Genomic DNA, 25293 nt, shown 5'->3' with positions numbered 1-25293 from the left:
GAAGTAAAGACTCCGGCCTCTGCGGAGCTAATTTTAATTAAAAACTACAAATTATGTCGTTGAAACGGAATATCCTGGACCTCAGAAAACGCAAAGACGAGGTTCTCAAGGGTGGTGGTGAGAAGGCCATTGAAAAGCAAGTGGCTATGGGGAAACTTACTGCCCGTGAACGGATCCTTTACATCCTGGATGAGGGCTCATTCCACGAATATGATATGTTCGTTGAACACGTTGCCCGCGACTTCGATATGGACAAAATGAAGTTGCATGGTGACGGGGTGATCATCGGTACCGGGACAATTTACGGTTCTCCGGTTTGTATCTTCGCTCAGGACTTCACCGTTGCCGGTGGATCTTTAGGTTTGATGCACGCCCGGAAAATCACCAAAATCATGGACCACTCATTAAAAATGCGAGTTCCGCTTATCGGAATCAATGACTCGGGTGGTGCACGTATACAAGAAGGGGTAAACTCTTTGGCAGGTTATGGCGAAATTTTCTTCCGCAACACACTGGCTTCAGGTGTTATCCCTCAAATCTCTGTAATTTTAGGACCTTGCGCCGGTGGAGCGGTTTATTCGCCTGCTCTGACCGACTTCGTTTTCGTGGTGAACAACATCTCGAAAATGTTTATTACCGGCCCTAGCGTTATTAAAACCGTTTTGGGTGAAGAAATTTCGATGGAAGACCTTGGTGGTGCAAAAGTACACGCTGAAATTACCGGGAATGCTCACTTCTATGCTGAAAGCGAACTGGAATGTTTCGAGCAAATTAAAAAGCTGATCACCTACATTCCGTGGAATAACACGCAAAAAGCAAAAACGCTTGAGCCGGCTAAACCAACTTTCAAAAAGAAAATTGAAAACATCGTTCCAGCCGACGCAAAAATGCCTTACGATATCCGCGATATCGTTAAAGCAATCACCGATAAATCTGACTTCTTCGAAGTAATGGAATACTTCGCTCCGAACGTTGTAATCGGGTTCGGACGTATGGAAGGTGAAACCGTTGGTTTTGTTTGTAACCAGCCGAAAGTTTTGGCCGGTGTATTGGATTGCGACAGCTCTGATAAAGCTGCCCGTTTCATCCGTTACTGCGACGCCTTCAACATTCCGATCATTACATTGGAAGACCTTCCGGGATACCTTCCGGGTGTTGACCAGGAACATGCTGGTGTTATCCGTCACGGTGCAAAAATTCTGTATGCTTACAGTGAAGCAACAGTTGCAAAAATCACCGTTATCATCCGTAAAGCCTACGGTGGTGGTTACATCGCGATGAACTCTCGCCACTTGCGCGCCGACTTCGTATTTGCATGGCCAACTGCCGAGATCGCGGTAATGGGACCTGAAGGAGCTGCCAACATTGTATTCCGTAAGGAAATTGCAGAAGCGGAAGATCCTGAAGCAATGCGCCAATTGAAAATCCAGGAATATAAAGACAAATTTGCCAATCCATATGTAGCCGCTTCAAGAGGTTACATTGATGAGGTAATTGAACCGGAAGATACTCGCCGCATGTTGTTGCACGCGTTGAAAGTGTCAGCCAACAAGTCTATTTCAGGACCTAAAAAGAAACACGGTATTCCTCCGTTTTAATCTAAAATTGTCGCATTATGCAAGAAGAAGAAAAAAACGAAACGATTATTGTACACAGCGCTGTGTACAAAACCGAGTATACCGAGAAATACCGTCGTCGTGTAAAATGGGAAAAACCGGATGAGAATCAATTGCATTCATTCATTCCCGGAACAATCATCGACCTGTTTGTTAAGCCCGGTGACAAGTTAAAAGAAGGCGATCCACTGATGATTCTTGAAGCGATGAAAATGCACAACGTCGTGCAGATGCCATTCGATGGCAAAATCGCTACGGTTCATGTGAAAGCCGGAGATCGGATTCCAAAAGGATTTCTAATGATTGAAATCGCTAAAAAATAAGAAAGGGGCTTTAAAAGCCCCTTTTTATTTCTCATTAAATTCGTTCCTATAACCGTTGCCTGAAAACCTGGTAATCTTTCGGGAAATAGTTTTCAATTCCGCGTTTCTCAGATCGGAACAGCCCGTAAACAGCAGATCCACTACCTGACATCAGCACAAACGCAGCCCCCTGATCATACAGTGTTTTCTTAATCTGTGCCACTTCAGGATGTTCCTGAAAAACATATTTTTCAAAGTGATTCAAAATATTGCCTTTCCATTTACCAACGGCAAAACCAACCAAGCCCTTGAGTGACAAACGAGGTTTCTGTGGCACGATATTCTGATAGGCAAGCGCTGTTGAAACATGCACCGGCGGTTTCACTAATATTAAATAGTATTCCTTTAATTCAACAGGAACGTCCTGCATGACTTCGCCCCGCCCTGTGGCATAAACGGGCCTGCCCTTCAGGAAGAAAGGACAGTCGCTCCCCAAACGGAGTGCATAGTCCATCAACTTTTCTTCGCTGATTTTAAGGCTAAAAAGATCATTCAATGCCAAAAGCATGTAGGCGGCATCCGAAGATCCGCCGCCCAAACCTGCTCCCGAAGGAATATTTTTATGTAGATGTATCTGTACCGCAGGAATTTGGTAATCATTTTTAATCAGATTGTAAGCCTTCACCACCAGATTGTCGTTCGGATCTCCATCCAAATCTAATCCCGACATGCTGAATTTGAACTCATCCGCTTCGACAACTTCCAAAACATCCTGCATCTGAATCGGGTAAAAAATGGTCTCCAAATTATGGAAACCATCTGCCCGTTTTTCGGTAACGAGCAGCCCGATATTTATTTTTGCAATTGGATAAGTAATCATAGTATATAAATTCCTTACCCAAAGTTACGAAATGCGAACCATTAAATCGCTACCTATTGATAACTCTCTATCGGCGCACAGGTACAAACCAAATTTCGGTCGCCAAAAGCATTATCAACACGCCCTACAGGTGGCCAATATTTATTTTCTTTTAACCACGCTAACGGGAACGCAGCTTGCTGGCGACTGTAAGAATGGCTCCATTCATCAGAAGTCACTGAATCTGCCGTATGCGGCGCGTTTTTCAGCGGGTTATCTTCCTTGTCAGACTTACCGTCCACAATATCCTGAATCTCCTGGTAGATTGAATTCAACGCATCGATGAAACGATCCAGTTCCTGTTTCGACTCACTTTCAGTGGGTTCAATCATTAATGTACCGTGTACCGGAAACGACAATGTTGGCGCGTGAAACCCAAAGTCCATCAGACGTTTGGCAATGTCGGATTCTGTAATTCCGCTTGTCGTTTTCAAGTGACGGCATTCCAGAATCATTTCGTGTGCAACACGACCTTTTTCGCCGGTATATAAAATTCCGTAAGTATCTTTTAAAGCTGAAGCAATGTAGTTAGCGTTCAGAATTGCAATTTCAGTAGCGTTCTGCAAACCGTCGGCGCCAAGCATCTTGATGTAACCATAAGTAATTGGCAATACCGAAGCGCTACCCCATGGAGCAGCTGAAACAGCGGAAATACCCACGTGACCGTTATTCATTACCGGGTGTGATGGCAGGAACTCAACCAAGTGTTTGGCAACCGCGATCGGGCCAACGCCGGGGCCTCCACCACCGTGAGGAATTGCAAATGTTTTGTGCAGGTTCAGGTGGCAAACGTCAGCGCCAATTCGCTTCGGGTTGGTCAAGCCAACCTGCGCATTCATGTTGGCACCATCCATGTAAACCTGTCCTCCGTATTGGTGAATAATATCACACATTTCGATGATCGACGCCTCGAACACACCATGTGTCGATGGGTAGGTCACCATAAATGCAGACAACGTATCTTTGTATTCCTGAGCCTTTTGGCGCAGAGCCTCAACGTCCACGTTCCCTTTTTCGTCGCAAGGCACAACAACTACCTCCATACCGGCCATTACAGCACTTGCTGGGTTTGTTCCGTGAGCAGATGATGGGATCAGCACAACATTACGCTGGGCTTCACCGCGGCTAAGGTGGTACTCGCGGATCACCATCAAACCGGCGTACTCACCAGCAGCACCAGAGTTTGGCTGCAAGCTGACGTCGGCAAAACCGGTAATTTCAGCTAAATCGCGTCGCAACTCTTCCATCATTTCCTGGTAACCCCGAGCCTGGTTCTTCGGAACAAACGGGTGAATCCCTCCGAATTCAATCCAACTCAGCGGCAACATTTCGGTTGCTGCGTTCAGCTTCATGGTACATGACCCAAGTGGAATCATGGAATGTGTCAACGAAATATCGCGGTGCTCCAGTTTTTTGATGTAGCGCACCATCTCGGTTTCCGAGCGATATTTATTGAACACTTCCTGCTGCAGGAATTCTGACGCACGAGCTAATTCGCCACCGATTTTGTCAGCTTCCGGGTATGCTTTGATTGTTGGATATGGCTTGTTCGCTGCTTTTGCAAACACTTCAATAATCCAGTTAATATCTTCAAGGTTCGTGGTTTCGTCAATGCTCAAGCCGACTTCGCCGTTTTCGAAATAGCGGAAATTCATTTCCAACTCCAACGACAACCACTCAATATCTTCAACTTTCACATGCTTTGGCAATGCAAAACGGATGGTGTCAAAATACGATTCGTTCTTTTGCGTGTACCCCAAAGTTGTAATCTCTTTTTCAAGCAACACTGCAATTCGGTGCACGCGTTTGGCAATTTGCGTAATTCCGGCAGGGCCATGGTAAACGGCATAAAACCCTGCCATGTTTGCCAACAGCGCCTGCGCCGTACAAATATTTGAGGTTGCACGTTCGCGCTTGATGTGTTGCTCGCGGGTTTGCAGAGCCATACGCAACGCGCGGTTTCCGTGAACATCTTTCGACACACCAATAATACGGCCAGGCATGTTTCGTTTGAACTCATCGCGGGCAGCGAAGAATGCCGCGTGAGGCCCGCCGTATCCCATTGGGACACCAAAACGCTGCGAATTACCGAACACGATATCGGCACCCCACTCTCCGGGAGGCGTTAACAGCGCCAAGCTCAACAGGTCGGCAGCAACAGCAACTTTTGCTTCTACCTGGTGCGCCTTCTCTGCCAATTCTCTGTACGAAATAACTTCGCCGTTTGCGTTGGGGTACTGTAACAAAATACCAACTGTTGAAGCGTTAATTTCAAATTCCGAGACTTCCGCAATTTTCAATTCAATATCCAACGGAATTGCTCTTGTTTTCAAAACGTCGAGCGTTTGCGGCCAAATGTTCTTGTCGGCCCAAACCACATTCGCGTTCTCTTTTACTTTGGCGCGGCTGCGAGAATTCAACATCATCACCATTGCCTCGGCAGCAGCGGTTGCTTCATCCAGCAACGACGCATTTGCCAATTCCATGGCAGTCATCTCGCAAATCATGGTTTGGTAGTTCAACAAAGCCTCCAAACGCCCTTGTGAAATCTCAGCTTGATAAGGAGTGTAAGAGGTGTACCAAACCGGGTTTTCCAAAACATTACGCAAAATAACGGCTGGCGTAATGGTGTCGTAATACCCCATACCGATGTATGTGTTGAAAACCTTGTTCTTTTTTGCCAGGGCTAAAATCTTACGGAAGTACTGGCGTTCAGTCAAACCATCTTCCAGTTGAAGCGGTTTTTCCAAACGAATATTTTCGGGGATCGTTTGATCGATCAGTTCCTGAAGAGATGAGACGCCGATTTTCTCCAACATCTCTTGAATTTCGTACGCTCTGGGTCCAATATGACGGGTTACGAATTTATCACTTGCCATGCTGCTATTTTGTTTTTATAAGTGTGCGCCAATATTAAGTTGAAGTTTAAGATAAAAAAATGATTTTTACCGGTTTTCGCCTTTTCAGCTAACAACCACACGCTTCAACAGTCCTCAAATTATTGTCTGCTTTTTGCCAGAATCAGGAAAGAAACGGATTCGACTTTTTCTCGAAACCAATACTTGTGTCCGGTCCGTGCCCGCTGTAAACCAAAGTTTCCTCGGGCAATATCAAAAGCTTTTGCTGAATATTGGTAATCAGCTGCTCGTAGTTTCCTTTGGGCAAATCGGTACGACCGATGCTTCCGTAAAACAGCACATCGCCGGCCATCATGAAGCTTTGCTCGCTGCAATACAACACCAGGTGTCCCGGTGCGTGACCCGGAACATGGATCAATTCCAGTTTCGAATTTCCGAATTCAATCACATCATTTTCGTCGATGAACTCATCCGGGCCATCCATCGGTTCAACCGGAATGCCCCAACGTTCGCCGCTGGCAACAAACCCTTCAATCAGGAACAAATCGGCCTGGTGAGCAACAAACGGAACCTTGTACTTTGTCCGGCAATAAGTAATACCGAAAATGTGGTCCAAATGGCAATGCGTATTCACCAGCTTAACGGGCGTCAACTGCTTTTTTTCAATGAAATCTGACAACTCTTTTTGCTCGTAATCGAAATAGCACCCCGCATCAACGATGATGCATTCGCCTGTTTCGTCGTACAACACGTAGGTGTTTTCCTGAACCGGATTGAAAGTAAACTTTTGGACTTGTATCATTTTTCCTTTTTTTCGAGTTAATGTGTTCCCGGAAAGCAATCTGCATTACACCGAAACAACAATTTATTTTTCCGTTCCCTTTAACATGGGGACAAATACAAATGTTCCGTGTGTTTCCTTTTTAAATTCATTTTCACCGGTGCGCACAACCACAGTCATGGTTTGTCGGTCGGTTGGGCCGAGCGGGATCACCATTCTTCCGCCAATTGTGAGCTGTTGCATCAAATCTTCGGGGACGTAAGGAGCCCCTGCAGTGACAATGATTTTATCAAACGGGCCGTAAGTCGGCAAACCTTTATAACCGTCGCCGTAGAAGAATTTCGGAAAATAGCCGAGACTGGGCAGCAACTGTTGCACTTTCAGGTAAAGCTCGCGCTGGCGTTCAATCGTAAAAACATTCACCCCCATTTCCAATAGAACGGCAGCCTGGTAACCGGAGCCGGTACCGACTTCGAGTACTTTATCGTTGGGACTTAGCTGCAACAGCCAAGTCTGAAAAGCCACCGTGTAGGGCTGTGAAATAGTTTGTCCGGCACCAATCGGGAATGCCTGATCTCGGTAGGCGAATTGAATAAATCCACTATCCATGAATAAATGACGGGGTACTTTTGAAATCGCGTTCAAAACCTTTTCATCTTTTATCCCTTTGATTCGCAGCCCTTCAACCAAACGTTTCCTCAATCCCTGGTGCCTCAGAGTATCCAAAGGATTCATTACGTCAATTTTTTAGTAAAAATAGTTTAAATTGATTTTTCTACTAAACTGTCCAACCGACATTATCAACCGCCGCTGGTTGAAAAGTTGTATCCAGTTCAAAGCTTTAAAATAGCTTTTTATTTCTAATTTGCAGCTATGATCAATATGGGGATTATATCGGGGGACGACACGGCCAGCAAAACCTTAAAGCTCGCACAAACAATTAACGATTTGAAGGTCATTGGCCTTTCTGCGGGGCACAACGAGCTGACCGAGAAGATGCTTTATTTTCAGGCTGAAGAACTCATCAATTCATCACAAGCCATCTACTTCGATCGGATTATTCCGTCCTTCGACATGATTAAGCATGCCGTGCGAAAACGCAACAACCTGTATTTTAATCGTTACCCCCGGTTATCCGAAATAGAACTGAAGCAGCTCATTAATTTGTCGCACGAAGCAAGCTCCACAGTTCAGTTTTTCGTGCCTCAGGTTTTTCAACCCGATAATTTCAGAAAACTGGCAGAAATTACCAGCCCGTTTTTAGCCAATATTCGAATGAAATCTGAGCCTGGTATCGACGAAGAAAGGCAGCTTTTTCAACTTTTATTATTTGTGGTCGTTGTTAGCAACAGCGAGTTTCGGAAAACTGATTTAATGACGATCCCCAATCCCGACGGAAGCAACCTGCTCGAATGCCGCATCGTTTTCTCGTCCGGATCGGTTGCCCGAATTCTCTTCTCCAACCAAATCAAAGAAGCAGAATCGCAAATCGAGTTTTTCCAGTCGGGCAAAGACGTCGTTTATTTCAACAACGGAGAAGGCTCTGAAATCACCATTCTCAACAGTGAAAAGATCGCCATCCAACAGTTCTCGGCCGAGATCAATCAGAAAAAATCGGTTTCTGTTGGGTTCTCCCATCTCCTGCAAGCACAGCGTATTTTGTCGAACCTTCAGGCTAAAATGAACTATTCGGGTGGTTTTTCATCCGGTAGCCGATATGCTGTATAATTTATAAGCTGAAAGTTCGTTTCTGTAGGTAACGGCTATATTTGCAAAGTCGTTGAAAATGGAATGGATAGCAAGAAGACACGAATTATATACCTTTTCTTTGATGTTTTAGCAGCTTGCCTGAGCTGGTTTCTATTTTACACCTACCGTAAAATCTACATCGAAAGAGCAGCCCTCGGATCAGAAATATCACTTGATTACACTTCCCGCTTTTATTTGGCATTGTTGATCATCCCGTCATTCTGGATTCTGATTTATTACGTTACCGGCTATTACAGCAACGTTTGCCGCAAATCGCGATTGATTGAACTGAATCAAACATTCTTTACCTCTCTCGGCGGAGTTGTCATTCTCTTCTTCAGCCTTTTACTCGACGATTATGTGAACACCTATAAAAATTATTACCGCCTGTTTTTTACCCTGCTCGGTTTACACTTCGGAATTACCTACTTGTTTCGAATTATACATACGAGCATTATCGCCCACAAAATACACCGGCGCGAATACGGATTCAACACCTTATTAATCGGTGGTGACGAGAAGGCCGTTCAACTTTATCAGGATCTGACCACCCAAAACCGCCCTTCGGGAAACCGTCTGATCGGATTTGTGAAGACCGGTCACGAACAAACAATGCCCCTGGAAAATCAACTGCCATGCTTGGGAAATGCGGAGGACATCCCGCAAATAATTTCAACCAATCAGGTAGAAGAAGTCATCATCACATTCGATACTTCGCAACACAGCTTGCTGAGCCAGATTCTGATCTTACTGCAAAAATTCAACGTGGTTGTTTGGGGTATCCCCGACCTTTATGACATCCTTTCGGGGAATAAAAAAACGAACAACCTCTACGGCCGCCCGCTTTTTAAAATATCAAACGGTATCATGCCGGTCTGGGAAGCCAACGTAAAACGCATACTCGATGTGGTTTTATCCGTTGTCGGGCTCCTTATTTTCCTGCCGGTCAGCCTAATCATAGCCATTTTGATCAAAGCAGAATCGAAAGGACCGATTGTGTATTCACAAACACGTGTCGGCCGTTACGGAAAGCCTTTTAAAATTTACAAATTCCGGAGTATGGTGGCCGATGCCGAATCAAACGGGCCGGAACTTTCGTCTGATCATGACAGCCGAATTACCAAAATTGGACGCTTCTTACGCAAAACGCACCTTGACGAGATTCCTCAGTTTTGTAATGTGATCGTCGGAACCATGTCGCTGGTTGGACCACGCCCCGAGCGGCAATTCTACATTGACCAACTAGTGGAAAAAGCACCACAATATAATTTGCTTCACAAAGTAAGGCCAGGAATTACCAGTTGGGGACAGGTGAAATACGGTTACGCCTCGAATATTGAAGAAATGCTGGAGCGTCTCCCCTACGATTTGGTTTACATGAAAAACGCCTCACTGTACCTCGATTTCAAAATCATGATTTACAGTATCCTGGAAATTTTCCACGGCAAAGGGAAATAAAGTATTTATTCCTGTAGTGCATAAATTGCCTGCGGCGTATAAATCGGACCACCAGGCCGGGTCTGACTCTCGTAGAAAACAATCTCTTTTGCCTTTATTTTCTGTTCCGGTGAATTTTGCCGCCAGGATTCTACCAACTCCGCAAATCGTATTTTGTCTTTCAGACTTTTCAAACGCGCAATCGTCAGGTGCGGACGAAAGGCCATTTCTTGTTCGCCGATCATTCCTCGATTTAGTAAAACAGCTTTCATTCTCGCCGCCAAATCAGCAAGCGCCCCGCCGTTAGAAATATCAATAAACAACACGTGTGGTTTTTGTCCTTTGCCAAAGAAATGAACACCGTTTAACCCGAACTCAAAAGTTCTTTCTTCTGCAGCGAAATCCTCAAAAATACGATTGAGCGCAAATTCCTTGGTTTCATCAATACTCCCGAAAAAGTGCAGAGTAACGTGGAAATTGTCAGGATCTACCCAACGAACGGACTCTGCCGCAAACGCCTTTTTTAGCCCGTCTACAAACTGAGTCATCGGCGGATCAAGCTGAACTTTTATGGCAACAAACATCCGTTTCATCAGATCACTCCGGCTTCGATGTAATAAATAATTTCTTCGATCATCTTGTCCTCTTCATCCGGATCGTACTCTTCCTTCAGATTATTTCCAAACAAGCGCGCAATGCCCTGCCAGAAGAAAGCAGAAACACCTCCTTTTAAATCCTTTATGAGTTCATAAGAAGTATGCTGGGTTTCCCGGTCAATCAATTTAATCAGAATTCGCCCCTCGGAAATGGAAAGCTTTTTCAGTTCATCACCATAACGATCAAACAACTCCGCTTCGGCTTCTTTCAAATATTCCTTGCGTTCTTTTTTATTGTCCGAGGCTCGGTACTTTGCATCGTATTCCGCCATTAGCTCGGCAGCAACTCTGGCATATGGATAAACTTTCTTCACTTTCATGGCCAAACGCCAGTATTTGCGCTCCAAGCGTTTCGATTTAAATTTCGTTCGGGGGAAAACCGGAATTGTCTTCAGTTCGATGTGTGGAATCGTATCTCCATTCTCCTTCATCCCGCTCAAATAATGAACGGAATCATTCACCTGCCCGAATGCAGCCGACGTCGAGGTGATCACAATTAAGATAAATACAATCTGTTTCCACATGACTTAATGACGAAGATAATGTGTTCTGAAACTAAAACGAATAAGTCGCGAAAAGATTCTGCTTCGTCGCGAGTTATTATATTTGTTGAAAATTAGAAAAGGGAATTCTATGACAGACAAAATGAAAGTGAATGTGACTACCGAGTTTGGGGAACTTGAGGGAGTCATTATTCATACACCGGGTCTGGAAGTTGAAGAAATGACTCCGGAAACGGCCAAGCGCGCGTTGTACAGCGACATTCTGAACCTGGCAGTTGCCACCGAAGAATACAAACAACTGAAAGGTGTGCTCAACAAAGTAAGTCGTGTTTTTGAAGTGACCGACCTGCTGGCCGAGGTTCTGAAATCGGAACAGGTTCGCAAAGAACTTCTGGATGAAATTTGCCGGCAGGAAAACGCCCAGGAAATTCACGCCGATCTTTTTGAGCTGACGTCGCCGGAGCTGGCCCGGCAACTTATTCAAGGAGTACCGATCATGCGCAACAACCTGACGCGCTACCTGAGCCAGGAGCGTTTCAGCCTTTGGCCGCTGCACAATTTCCTGTTTACCCGCGATGCATCCATGTCTTTCCGCGACGAAGTGGTAATCGGGAAAATGGCAAATGCTGTCCGCGACCGCGAAGCGCTGATCATGGAAGCGATTTTCAACCATCATCCCATGATTGAAGCCACCACTGTGAATTCGCAAAAAGCAGGAAACATTCCGACGACCGGCAACATCTCCATCGAAGGAGGCGACTTTCAGGTTGCCCGGGAAGATGTATTGGTGATCGGAACCGGCATCCGAACTTCAACGCAGGGTATTGATTTCATACTGGAAAGCATCAAAGCAAAAAAGGAACCGATCCGCCACGTGTTGGTTCAGGAACTGCCCGACATGCCCGAATCGTTTATCCACCTCGATATGGTTTTCACCTTCCTGGACCGTGACGCCTGCATGGTGTACGAACCGTTGATTTTGGGAACAACCCGCTACCACACCATTCATATTCAAATTGAAAACGGCGAAGTAACCAAAATAACAGAGGAGAAAAACCTGGTAAAGGCCTTGAAAAAGCTGGGCATCGATCTGAATCCAATTTACTGCGGCGGACGAAACGACATCTGGACGCAGGAGCGGGAACAATGGCACAGTGGCGCAAACTTTTTTGCCATCGCACCGGGGCAAGTTATCGGTTACGAGCGCAACGTGAATACGGTAGAAGAGCTGAACAAAAGCGGCTTTGAGGTTATTAAAGCGCAAAATATCATCGACGGGAAAGCCGAAATCCCAAAAAACAAAAAATGTGTGATTACCATTGCAGGCTCAGAACTGGCACGCGGCGGCGGCGGCGCCCGCTGTATGACCATGCCGTTCAAACGTAAAAAAGTAGACTGGTAATTCCAGATAGAATAGTAGACATGCGAAAACTCCGAACAAACGAACTGAACCGGTTAAATCCGGATGAATACCAGGAAACCGGGAAGATGCCCCTCGTGGTGGTATTGGATAATGTGAGAAGTTGCAACAACATTGGCTCCTTCTTCCGGACTTCCGATGCACTGCTCATCGACTCGATTTACCTGTGCGGGATCACCGCAACGCCTCCCAACAAGGAAATTCACAAGACTGCGCTGGATGCCGAGAAAACAGTGAGCTGGAAATATTTCGAGCACACCGAAGATGCTGTGGCCGATTTAAAATCAAGGGGCTTTACTGTTTATGCGATCGAGCAAATCGACAAGAGCATTATGCTTCCTGAGTTTCAACCCGAGGCTGGCGAAAAAATCGCGCTCGTGTTTGGCAACGAGGTGAAAGGAGTTCAGCAAAAAATTGTCGACCTCTGCGACGGCGCGATCGAAATTCCGCAGTTCGGAACAAAGCATTCTTTTAATGTATCAGTGAGTGCGGGGATTGTACTTTGGGATCTTTTCAAAAAGATGAAATGGGGTATCTCCTAGGATAACCAAAAGAAATATTACAAGAAAGGCGACTTTCGGTACGAGGTCGCTTTTTTTTATTACAGCGTCCAGTAACGGCGGAATAAACATCTCTGAAAGATTCGATCAACGAATCTCCACCAAACGAATATCGAAGGCGAGCACAGCGAAAGGCGGTATTTTGTTCGAGGTTCCTTTACGCCCCCAGGCCAAATCAGCCGGAACCCAAAATTTATAGCGACTACCCAAGGTCATTAACTGCAATCCTTCCTGCAGCCCCTCAATCATTTCTTTTAGGGCAACTTCATCGGGCTTATTCTGCCTATACGTGTCCTCCAAAATTTTTCCATCCAGCAGCTGCGCCCGCTGATGAATCAAAACAGTCGACCATTCATCCGGTCGGGCACCGGATCCTTCCTCAACAACGCAAAATTGTAAGCCGCTGCTCGTTTCAACAACGCCTTCTTTTCGCCGGTTCTGTTCCAGAAAATCGTCGCCCATTTTCCGATGGTGCCCTGCTGCACCTTTGTTCTTTGTCTTAGCTTCTCGTTTTGCCAATTTGATAGCATTTTTAGGTTCTTGAAACAAAAATATTGAAATCAATTCAGACACAAAAAACAAAAGGTGCGATGACCGACTGCACAAAGAACAAAATGCTCGCAACTTCCTACCAATGGGGATTTAAGCGATTTTTTGGCAACACGAGGGTCGCAAAATTCGGGGTATTGACAGCAAAAAGACGTTAAAAATTTCGACCTTCTCCATCTTTCTCGGTACGAGGTACCAAATTAATTTATAATTTTGGGGTCATACCCCCTTGTGGATTGAGGCTGATTTTGAATCCAAAATTTAATATGAATTTATTATTAACTTTTATTTAGGAGTTGATATTTTATTTATAGATTTGTCAGTCTGTTCTATTTTTGACGTTAAATTTTAAGAAAAACATATCATTAACTTATAATTTGTAACACGATGAAATCAAAATTGGAGTACATCTGGCTAGATGGATATAAGCCAACTCAGACATTAAGAGCAAAAACAATGATGTCTAAAGATGGTTTCGATGGAAAACTGGAAGATTTAAAAATGTGGTCATTCGACGGTTCTTCTACAGAACAAGCAGAAGGTGGAAGCTCAGACTGTCTGTTGAAACCAGTTGCAGTTTATCCTGACGTAACTCGTAAAAATGCTTACGTTGTTATGTGCGAGGTTTTGAATGCAGACGGTACTCCACACGAAACAAATGGTCGTGCAACTATCGCTAAAGATGACGATGACTACTGGTTCGGTTTCGAACAAGAATATTTCCTGTATGACGTGGATACAAAATTACCTTTAGGTTTCCCTGCAGGTGGTTACCCAGGCCCACAAGGACCTTACTATTGTGGTGTTGGCGCGAAAGCTGCTTTCGGTCGTGAGATCGTTGAAGAACACTTCGATGTTTGTTTGGAAGCTGGTTTGAACGTTGAAGGTATCAACGCAGAAGTTGCTGCCGGACAATGGGAATTCCAAATCTTCGCAAAAGGTGCTCACGATGCAGGTGACCAAATCTGGATTGCACGTTACTTCCTTGAAAAAGTTGCTGAAAAATATGGTGTTTACGTAGAATGGCACCCAAAACCACTTGGTAAAGATGCTGACTGGAACGGTTCTGGTATGCACGCCAACTTCTCTAACGGTTTGATGAGAACTTGTGGTGACAAAAAAGTATTCGACGCAATCTGCGAAGAATTCGGAAAACACATCCAAGAACACGTTTCTGTTTACGGTGCATACAACGACCAACGTTTGACTGGTAAACACGAAACTGCTTCTATCAATGACTTCAGCTATGGTGTATCTGACCGTGGTTCTTCAATCCGTATCCCTGTTGGTACTGTTGAAGATGGTTGGAAAGGTCGTTTGGAAGACCGTCGTCCTGCTTCAAACGGTGACCCATACAAAATCGCTGCTGTTATCATCGACACAACTGAAAAAGCAGTTGCTAAAATGTAATTTATTACAACACAGCATATCTAAAAAGCTACTCTTACCGAGTAGCTTTTTTTTATGTCTTTAGTATCGAATAGAATAACAGAAAAGTGCGCGAAGTAGATATGGGACAGCTAATAGCGCTTCCTGCAATCTGCGGGTAGCTCTGCAGCAAACAGAAATCGGCTAATCAATAATCACCGAGTCACAAATGAAGTTTGGGATAATACCGGAGCTGGTAATCCGAACTTTAGCCATTTCGGGCAGCGTGTTTCCGGAAAGTACCAGCGCAGTATCAACTCCGAACTTGTTCCCGCCGATGATGTCGGTATAAAGGGTGTCACCCACCATTAGGATTTCATTCTTCTTCACTGGCTTCATCTCGCAGGCTCGCTCATACGCAAACATAAACATCTGCGCATCGGGCTTTCCGAAGCGGATGAATTTTTTACCGAGCACTTCCTCAACCAAATCGGAAATACCGCCGATAGCCACGGCAACGTCATTTTTGCTGACGGGATAGTGAATATCGGTATTGGCCACCACTACCGGCATGTTGCGTTTCCGCAGCAGGTTGATCACTTTGTTGATGTCCTGGTTCCAGTCGAAACCTTCGTCATCCAGAAAAACCAGGCACTTGATGTGGTCGATATCTTCCAGGTCCAAATCCCGAATGGCAAGCGTATCCAGCCCAGCTGTTTCGACATAATGAGCTGAATCACCCGTACCCAGGTACGCAACCGTCCCTTCCTTTATTTTAAGTGACAGCCAGTCGCGAGCCAGCATCCCGGACGAAATAATCTTATCCGGTGTGATACTTTTGATCCCGCGGCGAATGTAACCATCTGCCAGTCCTTCGGGGCCACGCGAACTATCGTTAGTAACCACAAAATAGTTGATCCCGTTTTCGTCCAGGAAATCAAATGTCTTCTCTACGCCGGGAATAATCCCTTTGTGGTTTTTCAACACACCAAACGCATCAAAAAAAATCGTTTTATACTTCAGTGCAACCGACTTAAAATCTTTCGTCCTCATAATTATAGCTTTAAAGCGCGCAGCAATTTTTCAGCCTGAAAGTTGGATTCTATTCTCGGCAAATAGACCTCATAGGCTTCTTTTTGCAATTTGCGAGAGTATGATTCTTGGAAAAAGTATGGTCCGTCCTTAATTACGTAATTCAAAATGAAAAAGCGGTAACACTCCTCAATCAACCGAACTTCCGGTTCGGTGAGCGGGTAAATTTTGTGGTACTCCTTCAAAAAGGTAATGAATCGCTCTTCCATTAAGGTATCAACGACATAGCTGAAAACCGTGCGATCACCAATATCGGAACAAACGCGGCTGAAAAAGTAAAAATCCATCACCCGCGACGACATGCGGAACCAGTCGTAATCCCAGCGAGAATAAAATTTCCCCTCAGGCGTAACCGAGAAGTTCCCGATGTTCCAGTCAACAAATACCGGGATAATTTCTATCTCGGTCATATAATTGTAATGATCGGCGTTATTCAGAAAGACGTCGCATTGTTTCAGAATTAAATCCTTTTGCGCCTGTGTCGCACAGAATTTTTGCTCGCGGATGGTTTTCGTCAGCTGGTGAATATCCGTTACCACGCTTTTTGACGCGATCGGCAGTTGCGCGCTGATGTTGTAACAAGCTTTATGAAAACGAGCCAACTCGCGCCCCATTTTCTTCACATGCCGATCCTCCAGCCGTCGTGGCAATTTATTCTTCACCTTGATTGGATTGTAAAAAACAACCCAGGCACAATGATCCTGCGAGTAATAGCGATAAATGTACAGGTCGTTGCGTTTCTCCAGCGATTGCGCCAGAAAGGTCTCGTACGGAATTTCCAGGTTATTAGCCAAATTATTGATGATGACGTGGTCTTCTTTGAAATGCTCAAACTTCCCGTAATCGGATAACTTGGCGAACACTGGCTGCCGGTTGTAAAAAGAAACTTTATACACCGAATTTGTCGACACGTGTGCACTCACATCAAAAATTCCTTTGATCTCGTGCCGGTCGTCAAATTCTCTCCAAGCTTGCCTTATAATATGATAATTGTCCAGCTTCTCCATTTTTCGTTTTAAAGGTCTGCGAATCACTCGCTCCATCTGCTCTTTTTCTAAATAATCTCAAAATAACGTTTCAACTCCCAATCGGTCACGGCCTTGCCAAACTCGCGCCACTCCCACTCCCTTGTCTTTGTGAAGTGATTGGTGAAGCCCTCTCCAAACAGCTCGTTTGCTAATTTAGACTGTTCCATTTGGCGCGTGGCATCCAGCAGGTTCGAAGGTAGTTTTGTCACTTCGCGATTCGCATAGGCATTACCAACAATCGCAGGCGTGTCCAACTTCAATCCGTTGCGCACACCATACAATCCCGATGCCAGCGAGGCGGCCATAGCCAGGTACGGATTGATATCGGAGCCGGGCACCCTCATTTCCAAACGTGTTGATTTTGCATCACCATTCAAAACGCGAACAGCTGTTGTGCGGTTATCGTGGCCCCAGGTGACGGTTGTCGGCGCCCAGGCACCATCGCGCAAACGCTTGTAGCTGTTGATGGTTGGTGCGTACATGGGTAACACCTCTGGCAAACAATAAAGCAATCCTGCCAAATAGCTTTCCATCATGCTGCTCATCGGCTTCGCTTTGTCGCCCGAATAAAACAGGTTTTTACTCTGATCATTACTCCAAATACTCTGATGGATATGTCCGCTGCAACCCGGCAAATTTTCGTTCCACTTTGCCATAAATGTGGCCACAATCCCATGTCGGTAAGCTATTTCTTTAACGGCTGTCTTAAACAGTGTCGCCTTATCGGCTGCCTGCAAAATATCGTCGTAACGAATAGCAGCTTCGTAAACACCGGGGCCCGTTTCGGTATGAAGAGCTTCCAACGGAATTCGGAACTGGCTTAACAAATCGAATAGTTCATTGAAATATTCCCGGTTGAGTGACGGACGCAATTGCGAATAACCAAACATGCCCGGAGAGATCGGCTCCAAGGTGTGAAATTTGTCAGCAGCCAGTTCATTGGGCGTAGTCAAAAAGTTGAACCATTCAAATTCAGCGGCAAAAATGGCGGAATATCCCATTTCTGTCGCCTGGTTGCGTATCTTTTTCAGCAACGTTCGCGGGCAGGCTGGATTGGATTCATCCTGACCGAAATCGCCCAAAAAATAGGGGATATTATTATCCCACGGAACGTTTCGGTAAGTCGTTAAATCAATACTTGCTTTTTTATCAGGGTAACCGGTATGCCAACCGGTCAATTCAACATTATCATAACAAACGTCGCTGCTGTCCCAGCCAAAAACAACGTCGCAAAACCCGGTTTGCTTTTCAGTTATTTCGATAAATTTATCCAAAAGAAGGGTTTTCGAGCGAAGGATTCCGTCAATATCACATATCGCAAATCTGATCTTTCGATGTCCCGCTTCCTCTAACTTCTTGACTATTTCGTTTCTTCCCATGGGCTACTTTCTTTCATCTACATTTACGAAGATATTAAATTAAGCATAACCGATAAGTAATAAAACAATGTTAGAGGAAATGTTGCACACCGTGCGAATTTTCTTAACAAGGGCCGCCACAAGCTGCCAGAGACGCGTTTCAACCCATCTTCGCACAGAATCCCGGACAACTTTCTGAAGCCCCCTTCTGGTGGAAATCGGTCCGGGAAAGAGTATGGTTGTTTTATAATAGGGATCTAAAATCAAAAAGCGGTTTTACCTTACAAAACACATCTAAATGTGACGTTTATCTATTAAAAACTCTAATTTTGGGGTGCAAAATTTTTGCGGGATTATTTTGCGTTTGTTGATCTTTCGTTCACCTTCAGGCAATGCGTGTTTGAAATGTCGAAACCAACAAAAACCACATTTTATGACATTATTGATTTAACTTAACCTCTGAGACTAATATGGCTGTATTTAGATTTAAAGCGTTGGAGGAAGTCCTCTCGCGCAAACCGATAGAGATACACAGGGAACACAACCTGACTTCCGACTACTACGGTGTCAAAGTTTTCGACCGCCCGAAAATGAAGAAATACCTGTCGCGCGAAGCTTACAAAGCCGTCAGCGATGCGATTGATAGCAGTGCGCCGATCGACCGAAAAATGGCCGACCAGGTAGCACAGGGAATGAAAGCCTGGGCAACGGAAAACGGCGCTACACACTACACACACTGGTTTCATCCGTTGACAGACGGAACAGCCGAAAAGCACGACGCATTTATCGTTCACGGAGAAGATGGTGGTGTTGTCGAAGCATTTTCAGGCAAATTACTTGCACAACAGGAGCCGGATGCCTCATCGTTCCCAAGCGGTGGAATTCGCCAGACTTTCGAGGCTCGCGGCTACACAGCCTGGGACGCTTCATCGCCGGCATTCATTGTCGACGGCACGCTTTGTATTCCAACTGTTTTCATTTCATACACTGGTGAGGCACTCGATTATAAAACGCCATTTCTACGTTCGTTAAGTGCAGTGGACAAAGCTGCAACCGAAATTTGCCTGTATTTCGACAAGACAGTTACAAAAGTACAAGCCAACCTGGGCTGGGAACAAGAATATTTCCTGATTGACGAAGCCCTTTACATGGCTCGTCCCGACCTGGTTTTGACCGGCCGCACACTCATGGGACACGCTTCGTCAAAGGACCAGCAATTGGACGATCACTATTTCAGTTCGATTCCGACACGGGTTTACCGTTTTATGGAGGATCTTGAAAATGAAGCCTACAAATTGGGAATTCCGGTAAAAACACGCCATAATGAGGTGGCACCGAACCAATTTGAAGTAGCTCCGATTTTCGAGGAGGCCAACCTGGCCAACGACCACAACCAGCTGTTGATGGACATCATGAAAAAGATCGCCCGCCGGCATAAATTCATGGTTCTTTTCCACGAGAAACCGTTTGCCGGCGTAAACGGATCAGGCAAACACAACAACTGGTCGCTGGTAACCGACACCGGAATCAACCTGTATTCACCGGGTAAAAATCCAAAATCAAATCTGCAGTTCCTGACCTTTGTGGTTAACACGCTGAAGGCCGTTTATGACCACCAGGATCTGATGCGCGCCAGTATTTACAGTGCCGGCAATGCACACCGCCTGGGAGCAAACGAAGCTCCTCCTTCAATTCTCTCGGTATTCCTTGGATCCGAAGTAAGCAAAATGCTCGACCTGATGGAGGAAGCCGTCGTTGATCGCAAAATGACGCCGGACGAAAAAACAGCTTTAAAATTAAATATCGGTCGCATTCCGGAGATCATTCTGGACACAACCGACCGCAACCGCACTTCGCCTTTCGCGTTTACCGGCAACCGTTTCGAGTTCCGCGCCGTGGGTTCTTCAGCCAACTGCGCAGCGTCGCTCATCGCACTTAATACAGCCATGGCAGCCCAATTGACCAAGTTTAAAACCGAGGTGGATGATTTGATTGACAAAGGAGTGAAAAAAGACGAGGCGATCTTCCAGGTTCTGAAACGTCTGATTATCGAAACCAAGCCGATTCGCTTCGACGGAAACGGCTACAGTGAAGAATGGATAAAAGAAGCCGCCAAACGCGGGCTGACCAACGTGAGCAGCGTACCCGAGGCCATTTCAGCCTACACCACTCAATCGGTAATCGACTTGTTCAAATCAGTAGATGTACTAAATAAAAATGAACTGGAAAGCCGGTCGGAAGTGGAGTATGAAAAATACACCATGAAAGTCCAGATTGAGGCTCGCGTACTGGGCGATTTGGCGATCAACCACATTGTGCCAACAGCCGTGCAATATCAAACCAGCTTGATGGAAAATGTCAAACACATCAAAGATCTTTTCCCGGCGGAAGAATTTGAGAGTTTAGCCGAAGGACGTCTGGATTTGATTCGCGAAGTAGGAAGCCACATTTCTACCATCAAATTGAAAGTGAAAGAAATGGTGGAAGCACGAAAAGTTGCCAACGTCATTGAAAACTCAGCCGAAAAAGCCAAGGCTTACGAAAAAACAGTTTTCCCGTTTTTAGACGATATTCGTTACCACATCGACAAACTGGAGTTGGCTGTTGACAACGAACTTTGGCCATTGCCCAAATATCGGGAACTATTATTCGTAAAATAAGTGAGTATTACCAATCATAGCCAAACCCTGCTTTTGCAGGGTTTGTTGTTTTAAACAAAATAAAATCGCTTAAATTCGTTTCTACTTCGAGACTTCTGTAATAATCCTGTCGATGAGTCGACTAACGATAGCAACCCTGAATTCGAAACAAATTAAATTCATACTGCAAATGAAGACTTACAAATTTCTATTGCCGGCCTTTGTCGCTTTAATCGCAATGGTAGACTGCAACCGCCCGACTGCCGATTCCGAAAGCGGACCAGATGCCCTGGCAGCCCACATCGATTCAACAATCACACCGGGTGACGACTTCTTTTTGTTTGCAAACGGAAAGTGGTTCAAAGAAAATCCAATCCCTGCCAGCGAAATGTACAATGGCATTTTCCAGATTATCCAGGATACCGTGAACGCACAGGTCCGCAATATCTGCGAATCAGCGGCTGCGCTCGACAAAGCGGAGCCCGGAAGCGCCAAACAAAAAATCGGCGACGCGTTTTACACCGGAATGGACAGCATCAGCCTGAACGCCGCCGGAATTGAACCTGTCCAAAAATACCTTGATCAGATTGACCAGGTTCAGGATCTCCAGTCTTTTTTTAAAGAAGCGGCCTTCGTGCATTTGACTGCAGCCTCGCCCATGTTGGGAATTTACGTTGGACAGGACGATAAAATCAGCAGCAAAAATGCTGTCAACATTTACCAGGGAGGATTGAGCCTTCCGGATCGTGATTACTATTTCGCCACTGATGATCGTGCAAAAACGGTTCGCAGCGAGTTTGTGAATTACATCGACAGCATGTTTACAATTATGGGCTACGACGCCACAAAAGCGTCGGCAGCAGCTGAAAGCGTGATGAAACTCGAAACTGATCTGGCAAAAGCTTCCCGTAAACGCGAGGATACCCGAGACCCATTGAAAAACTACACCAAACTTTCATTTAAACAACTGAACGACCTCGCACCGAATTTGGATTGGACGCTATTCAGTTCTGAAATGGGTTTCTCCCAAATTGATACGGTAATCGTTGGTCAACCGGAATTCCTGACTGCCTTGAACGGCTACCTGAAGAGCTACCCACTGTCGGTTTGGAAAGATTACCTGAAACTTCATTTTCTGGACGGAGTAGCCAGCTACCTGGACGACCATACTTTCATGACTTCTTTCAACTTCTACTCGAAAACCCTGCGCGGTATCGAAGAACCTCGCCCGCGATGGAAACGGGTTGTAGGAACCACAAACAGCCTGTTGGGCGATCTGATCGGGCAAGTTTATGTGGAGGATTATTTACCGAAAGGAACTAAGGAAAAATTGGAAGAAATCGGGAATGCGATCAAGGACGTTTACGCCGAGCGCATTAAAAACCTGGATTGGATGACAGAGGAAACCAAGGTGAAAGCCTTGCACAAACTCGACGCCATGATCATGAAAGTTGGTTATCCGGATCAGTGGAAAGATCTGAGCTCACTGCAGATCGACCGTTCATCCTACGTACAGAATGTGATGAATGCTTCCGAGTGGTACACCCGCTACAACATTTCAAAATACGGCCAACCGGTTGACCGCAAAGAGTGGCACATGCAACCGCAAACCTACAACGCGTACTACAATCCATCGAATAACGAGATTGTGGTGCCGGGTTGCAACATCATGGTGCCGGGCTACGAAAGCAAAATGGCCGACGATGCTATCTTGTATGCCATCATCGGAGGCTCAACCTTTGGACACGAAATGACGCACGGGTTTGATGACCAGGGAAGCAAGTACGACGAAAAGGGAAACCTTAACAACTGGTGGACACCTGAGGACAGCATTCGTTTTTACAGCAAAACCAAAATGATCGTGGAACAATTTGACGGCTATGTTGCTGTCGACAGTCTTCACATTAACGGCGACATGACCCAAGGCGAAAACATTGCAGACCTCGGTGGCATCATGATGGGCTACGAGGCTTTCCAAAAACGCCCGCAATACGAAACCAACGAAATCATCGCGGGGCTAAGCCCGGATCAACGCTTCTTCCTGGGCTATGCCATGGCCTGGATGCTAAACATGCGCCCCGAAGCTGTTGCCAACCAGGTACGCAGCGACGTTCACTCACCGGCCAAATTCCGCGTCAACGGGCCGCTGGCCGACATGGACGCCTTCTACAAAACATTCAATGTAAAAGAAGGCGATGCGATGTGGCGACCCGATAGCCTTCGCGTGAAAATCTGGTAAAATTCATTTCTGATTCAGCTACAACAAGCTATAAAGTGAAGCCCGGTAAATGCCGGGCTTTTTCATTTCCAACAGGCACTCTCTTTCACCGAGGGATAAAAACCAACGTGTTGGATACTTTATTTCCGAAATTTGCGTTTCATCTTACGTACAAAATATGCTTACTTTAGCGTTTAATCAGCTGTTATTCATGAAGCGAATTTTATTGACCCGTCTCGTTCTTCTTGGTTTGGTATTTATCCTGGGCGCCTGTACTTCTCAAAAAATGTATCGCTCGGGAATGACCTCCGTGGAGATGGGTGAGTATTACCGGTCGGCTGAAAAATTTCGCAAAGCATACCGCAAGGACAACAACCCGCAGCACCGCATGGAAATGGCTTTTCAATTGGCTGAAGCCTATCGCAAGTTGGGGGACTACGGCAGGGCATCAATTTGGTACAAGAATGCCATCCGCCGAAACTATCCCGATCCGAAAGCCATGCTTTACTGCGCCGAGTGTTTGCGCGCTTACCAAAACTTTGAAGAAGCCAAAATTTACTACCAGCAATACCTGGAACAGTTTCCCGACGACCAACAAGCACAGAACGGACTCGCAGCCTGCACCTATGTTCCGGAATGGGAGGAAAATCCTTCACGCTACATCGTTGCTCCGGTAAAAGAACTGAGCTCCAAATTCAGCGACTACTCTCCTGCTTTTATCGCCGGCCGCGACAACGAACTTATTTTATCATCGATGCGGGAAAGCGACATCAGCGGGAAACGCACCAGTGCGATCACCGGCCAGCATTTTGGCGATTTGTACCGCTCGGAATTTCAGCTGCAAAAGCAGAAATGGTCTGAGCCGGAGCTGATCGACGACAGCGGAATTATCAATACCGAAGAAGATGAAGGGGCTCCGGCCATATCACCAAACGGCGACCTGATGGTTTTTACCCGTTGCCGTTTCGACAAAACCAAAGATCTGGGTGCGAGCCTTTTCGCGGCACGCATGTCTCGTGGTAATTGGTCCGAACCGGTTTTACTGCCGTTGACGTCCGACAGTTTGGTTGCTGCCCACCCGGCTTTTTCGCCCGACGGCAACACGCTTTATTTCACTTCCAACAAATCCGGCGGTTATGGAGGATACGACATTTGGATGGCTACCCGCGAAGGAAGTACTTTCGGCAAGCCGGTCAATCTAGGCAAAGAAATTAATACTCCCGGCGACGAAATGTTCCCTTCAGTCGACTGGGAAGGAAACCTGTATTTTTCGTCGGACTACCACCCTGGTATGGGCGGACTTGATATTTTTAAAGCGACCAAGGACGAAGACGGTAAATGGACAATCGAAAACCTGCAGGTCCCGGTTAATTCATCCGGCGACGACTTCGGAATGACCTTCATTCATGAGGAAAATCCGCGCGGACTGTTTTCCTCCAATCGCAAAGGATCGAGAAGCGACGACATTTATTCCTTCTATCTTCCACCCAAAGTGTACCGGATAACCGGCGAGATCTTCGATAAAGAAACAGGACAGCGCATCGACGGGGCCCGCGTTCGTGTGATTGCGACCGACGGTACCAACCTGCGCATGCGTGCAACCGACGGAAAATTTCAGCTCAAGCTGAATCCCGAAACCGAGTACGTTTTTGCAGCATACCGCGACGGCTATTTAAATGACAAAATCCGCGAAAACACAATTGGGCTGACCGACAGTAAAGATTTTCATGTGAACCTGTACCTCACACCGACAGATGCGCCAATAAAGGTTGAAAACATCAGCTACGCTTTTGGTGCCTGGGAGTTGAATGAAGCTTCAAAACATTCGCTCGACAGCGTGGTGCAAATTCTTGAAACCAACCCAACGATCACCATCGAGCTTATGTCGCACACCGACCACGTTGGTTCCGACAAGTTCAACTTCGACTTATCACAAAAGCGGGCACAGGCAGCCGTAGATTATCTTATTGAACGGGGTATCAATCCGGATCGATTGGTGGCAAAAGGTTATGGCGAAACATGGCCGAAAAAGATCACCCGTGAGTTGGCTCGTCAGTACGATTTCCTGAAGCGGAATGACGAGTTGACGGAAGAATTCATCAACCGATTAACACCCGAGCAACAGGAAATTGCGAAATCGATCAACCGAAGAACCGAGTTCCGTGTTCTTTCTACAGACTACCACGAAAAATTTACGCCGGAAACGGAAAAATAACGTAATGTTTTAAGCGGGTTGCAGA

Annotated in this window: 20 protein-coding genes; 10 read left to right on the top strand and 10 right to left on the bottom strand. The window is 45.9% G+C overall.

Annotated elements, in window-relative coordinates:
* Window positions 1-53 precede the first annotated feature (53 nt).
* Together BC643_RS15550 and BC643_RS15545 are read left to right on the top strand one after the other, a co-directional pair.
* Window positions 54-1598 carry an acyl-CoA carboxylase subunit beta gene (locus tag BC643_RS15550; protein WP_120273953.1) on the top strand — a complete coding sequence of 515 codons (1545 nt, stop codon included), beginning with the start codon at window positions 54-56 and terminating at the stop codon, window positions 1596-1598.
* A 17-nt stretch (window positions 1599-1615) separates the two neighbouring features.
* Window positions 1616-1939: a biotin/lipoyl-containing protein gene (locus BC643_RS15545; RefSeq protein WP_120273952.1), complete on the top strand. Its 324-nt coding sequence runs from the start codon at window positions 1616-1618 to the stop codon at window positions 1937-1939.
* 46 nt (window positions 1940-1985) lie between these two features.
* Here the strand turns inward: BC643_RS15545 and ispE are convergent, their stop codons facing one another.
* From ispE to BC643_RS15525, 4 genes are all read right to left on the bottom strand, one after another.
* Window positions 1986-2798, bottom strand: coding sequence for a 4-(cytidine 5'-diphospho)-2-C-methyl-D-erythritol kinase (ispE, locus tag BC643_RS15540; protein WP_120273951.1), 813 nt, complete (start codon window positions 2796-2798; stop codon window positions 1986-1988).
* Between the two features lie 53 nt (window positions 2799-2851).
* Complete coding sequence (gcvP, locus tag BC643_RS15535) at window positions 2852-5716, bottom strand: aminomethyl-transferring glycine dehydrogenase (protein ID WP_120273950.1); 2865 nt, start codon at window positions 5714-5716, stop codon at window positions 2852-2854.
* Window positions 5717-5858: 142 nt separating this feature from the next.
* A complete protein-coding gene (locus BC643_RS15530; RefSeq protein ID WP_120273949.1) occupies window positions 5859-6497 on the bottom strand; it encodes an MBL fold metallo-hydrolase in 639 nt (212 codons plus the stop codon).
* A gap of 63 nt (window positions 6498-6560) precedes the next feature.
* Window positions 6561-7211, bottom strand: coding sequence for a protein-L-isoaspartate(D-aspartate) O-methyltransferase (locus tag BC643_RS15525; protein WP_120273948.1), 651 nt, complete (start codon window positions 7209-7211; stop codon window positions 6561-6563).
* A gap of 138 nt (window positions 7212-7349) precedes the next feature.
* On the opposite strand from BC643_RS15525, the gene BC643_RS15520 reads away from it, so the two are divergent.
* Both BC643_RS15520 and BC643_RS15515 read left to right on the top strand, forming a co-directional pair.
* Entirely contained in the window at window positions 7350-8204 is an 855-nt protein-coding gene (locus tag BC643_RS15520) for a hypothetical protein (protein WP_120273947.1), read from the top strand.
* 63 nt (window positions 8205-8267) lie between these two features.
* The gene (locus tag BC643_RS15515; RefSeq protein WP_120273946.1) at window positions 8268-9683 is read left to right on the top strand and encodes a sugar transferase; all 1416 of its coding nucleotides are present in this window, start codon (window positions 8268-8270) and stop codon (window positions 9681-9683) included.
* A 5-nt stretch (window positions 9684-9688) separates the two neighbouring features.
* Here BC643_RS15515 and thpR read toward each other — a convergent pair whose 3' ends face one another.
* Both thpR and BC643_RS15505 read right to left on the bottom strand, forming a co-directional pair.
* A complete protein-coding gene (gene thpR / locus BC643_RS15510) occupies window positions 9689-10255 on the bottom strand; it encodes an RNA 2',3'-cyclic phosphodiesterase (protein WP_120273945.1) in 567 nt (188 codons plus the stop codon).
* Complete coding sequence (locus BC643_RS15505) at window positions 10255-10842, bottom strand: DUF4294 domain-containing protein (protein WP_120273944.1); 588 nt, start codon at window positions 10840-10842, stop codon at window positions 10255-10257. Before BC643_RS15505 ends, thpR begins: the two co-directional genes overlap by 1 nt.
* Before the next feature lie 109 nt (window positions 10843-10951).
* Between BC643_RS15505 and BC643_RS15500 the strand changes: the two genes are divergently transcribed.
* Together BC643_RS15500 and BC643_RS15495 are read left to right on the top strand one after the other, a co-directional pair.
* Window positions 10952-12223: an arginine deiminase gene (locus tag BC643_RS15500; RefSeq protein WP_120273943.1), complete on the top strand. Its 1272-nt coding sequence runs from the start codon at window positions 10952-10954 to the stop codon at window positions 12221-12223.
* A 20-nt stretch (window positions 12224-12243) separates the two neighbouring features.
* On the top strand, window positions 12244-12783 hold the full coding sequence (locus BC643_RS15495) for an RNA methyltransferase (protein ID WP_120273942.1): 540 nt from the start codon (window positions 12244-12246) through the stop codon (window positions 12781-12783).
* 105 nt (window positions 12784-12888) lie between these two features.
* On the opposite strand, the gene BC643_RS15490 is transcribed toward BC643_RS15495, so the two are convergent.
* The gene (locus tag BC643_RS15490) at window positions 12889-13320 is read right to left on the bottom strand and encodes an FKBP-type peptidyl-prolyl cis-trans isomerase (protein ID WP_120274317.1); all 432 of its coding nucleotides are present in this window, start codon (window positions 13318-13320) and stop codon (window positions 12889-12891) included.
* Window positions 13321-13737: 417 nt separating this feature from the next.
* On the opposite strand from BC643_RS15490, the gene BC643_RS15485 reads away from it, so the two are divergent.
* Window positions 13738-14760: a glutamine synthetase beta-grasp domain-containing protein gene (locus BC643_RS15485; RefSeq protein ID WP_120273941.1), complete on the top strand. Its 1023-nt coding sequence runs from the start codon at window positions 13738-13740 to the stop codon at window positions 14758-14760.
* Between the two features lie 162 nt (window positions 14761-14922).
* On the opposite strand, the gene BC643_RS15480 is transcribed toward BC643_RS15485, so the two are convergent.
* Genes BC643_RS15480 through BC643_RS15470 form a run of 3 tightly spaced genes read right to left on the bottom strand, consistent with a single transcriptional unit; the run spans window position 14923 to window position 18112 of the window.
* Window positions 14923-15771: an HAD-IIA family hydrolase gene (locus BC643_RS15480; protein WP_120273940.1), complete on the bottom strand. Its 849-nt coding sequence runs from the start codon at window positions 15769-15771 to the stop codon at window positions 14923-14925.
* A gap of 2 nt (window positions 15772-15773) precedes the next feature.
* Entirely contained in the window at window positions 15774-16853 is a 1080-nt protein-coding gene (locus BC643_RS15475) for a hypothetical protein (RefSeq protein WP_211338072.1), read from the bottom strand.
* Window positions 16854-16864: 11 nt separating this feature from the next.
* Window positions 16865-18112, bottom strand: coding sequence for a glutamine synthetase family protein (locus BC643_RS15470; RefSeq protein ID WP_211338071.1), 1248 nt, complete (start codon window positions 18110-18112; stop codon window positions 16865-16867).
* 554 nt (window positions 18113-18666) lie between these two features.
* On the opposite strand from BC643_RS15470, the gene BC643_RS15465 reads away from it, so the two are divergent.
* The 3 genes from BC643_RS15465 (at window position 18667) to porE (ending at window position 25268) form a co-directional block, all read left to right on the top strand.
* Window positions 18667-20856 carry a glutamine synthetase III family protein gene (locus BC643_RS15465; protein WP_120273938.1) on the top strand — a complete coding sequence of 730 codons (2190 nt, stop codon included), beginning with the start codon at window positions 18667-18669 and terminating at the stop codon, window positions 20854-20856.
* A gap of 169 nt (window positions 20857-21025) precedes the next feature.
* Entirely contained in the window at window positions 21026-23074 is a 2049-nt protein-coding gene (locus BC643_RS15460; RefSeq protein WP_211338070.1) for a M13 family metallopeptidase, read from the top strand.
* Window positions 23075-23264: 190 nt separating this feature from the next.
* Window positions 23265-25268: a PorE family type IX secretion system protein gene (gene porE, locus BC643_RS15455; RefSeq protein WP_170154575.1), complete on the top strand. Its 2004-nt coding sequence runs from the start codon at window positions 23265-23267 to the stop codon at window positions 25266-25268.
* Window positions 25269-25293 lie beyond the last annotated feature (25 nt).

Source organism: Mangrovibacterium diazotrophicum (assembly GCF_003610535.1).
GTDB classification, from domain to species: Bacteria; Bacteroidota; Bacteroidia; order Bacteroidales; family Prolixibacteraceae; genus Mangrovibacterium; species Mangrovibacterium diazotrophicum.
The sequence above is the reverse complement of the archived record's forward strand: the minus strand, read 5'-3'. Positions and strand labels throughout refer to the sequence as shown.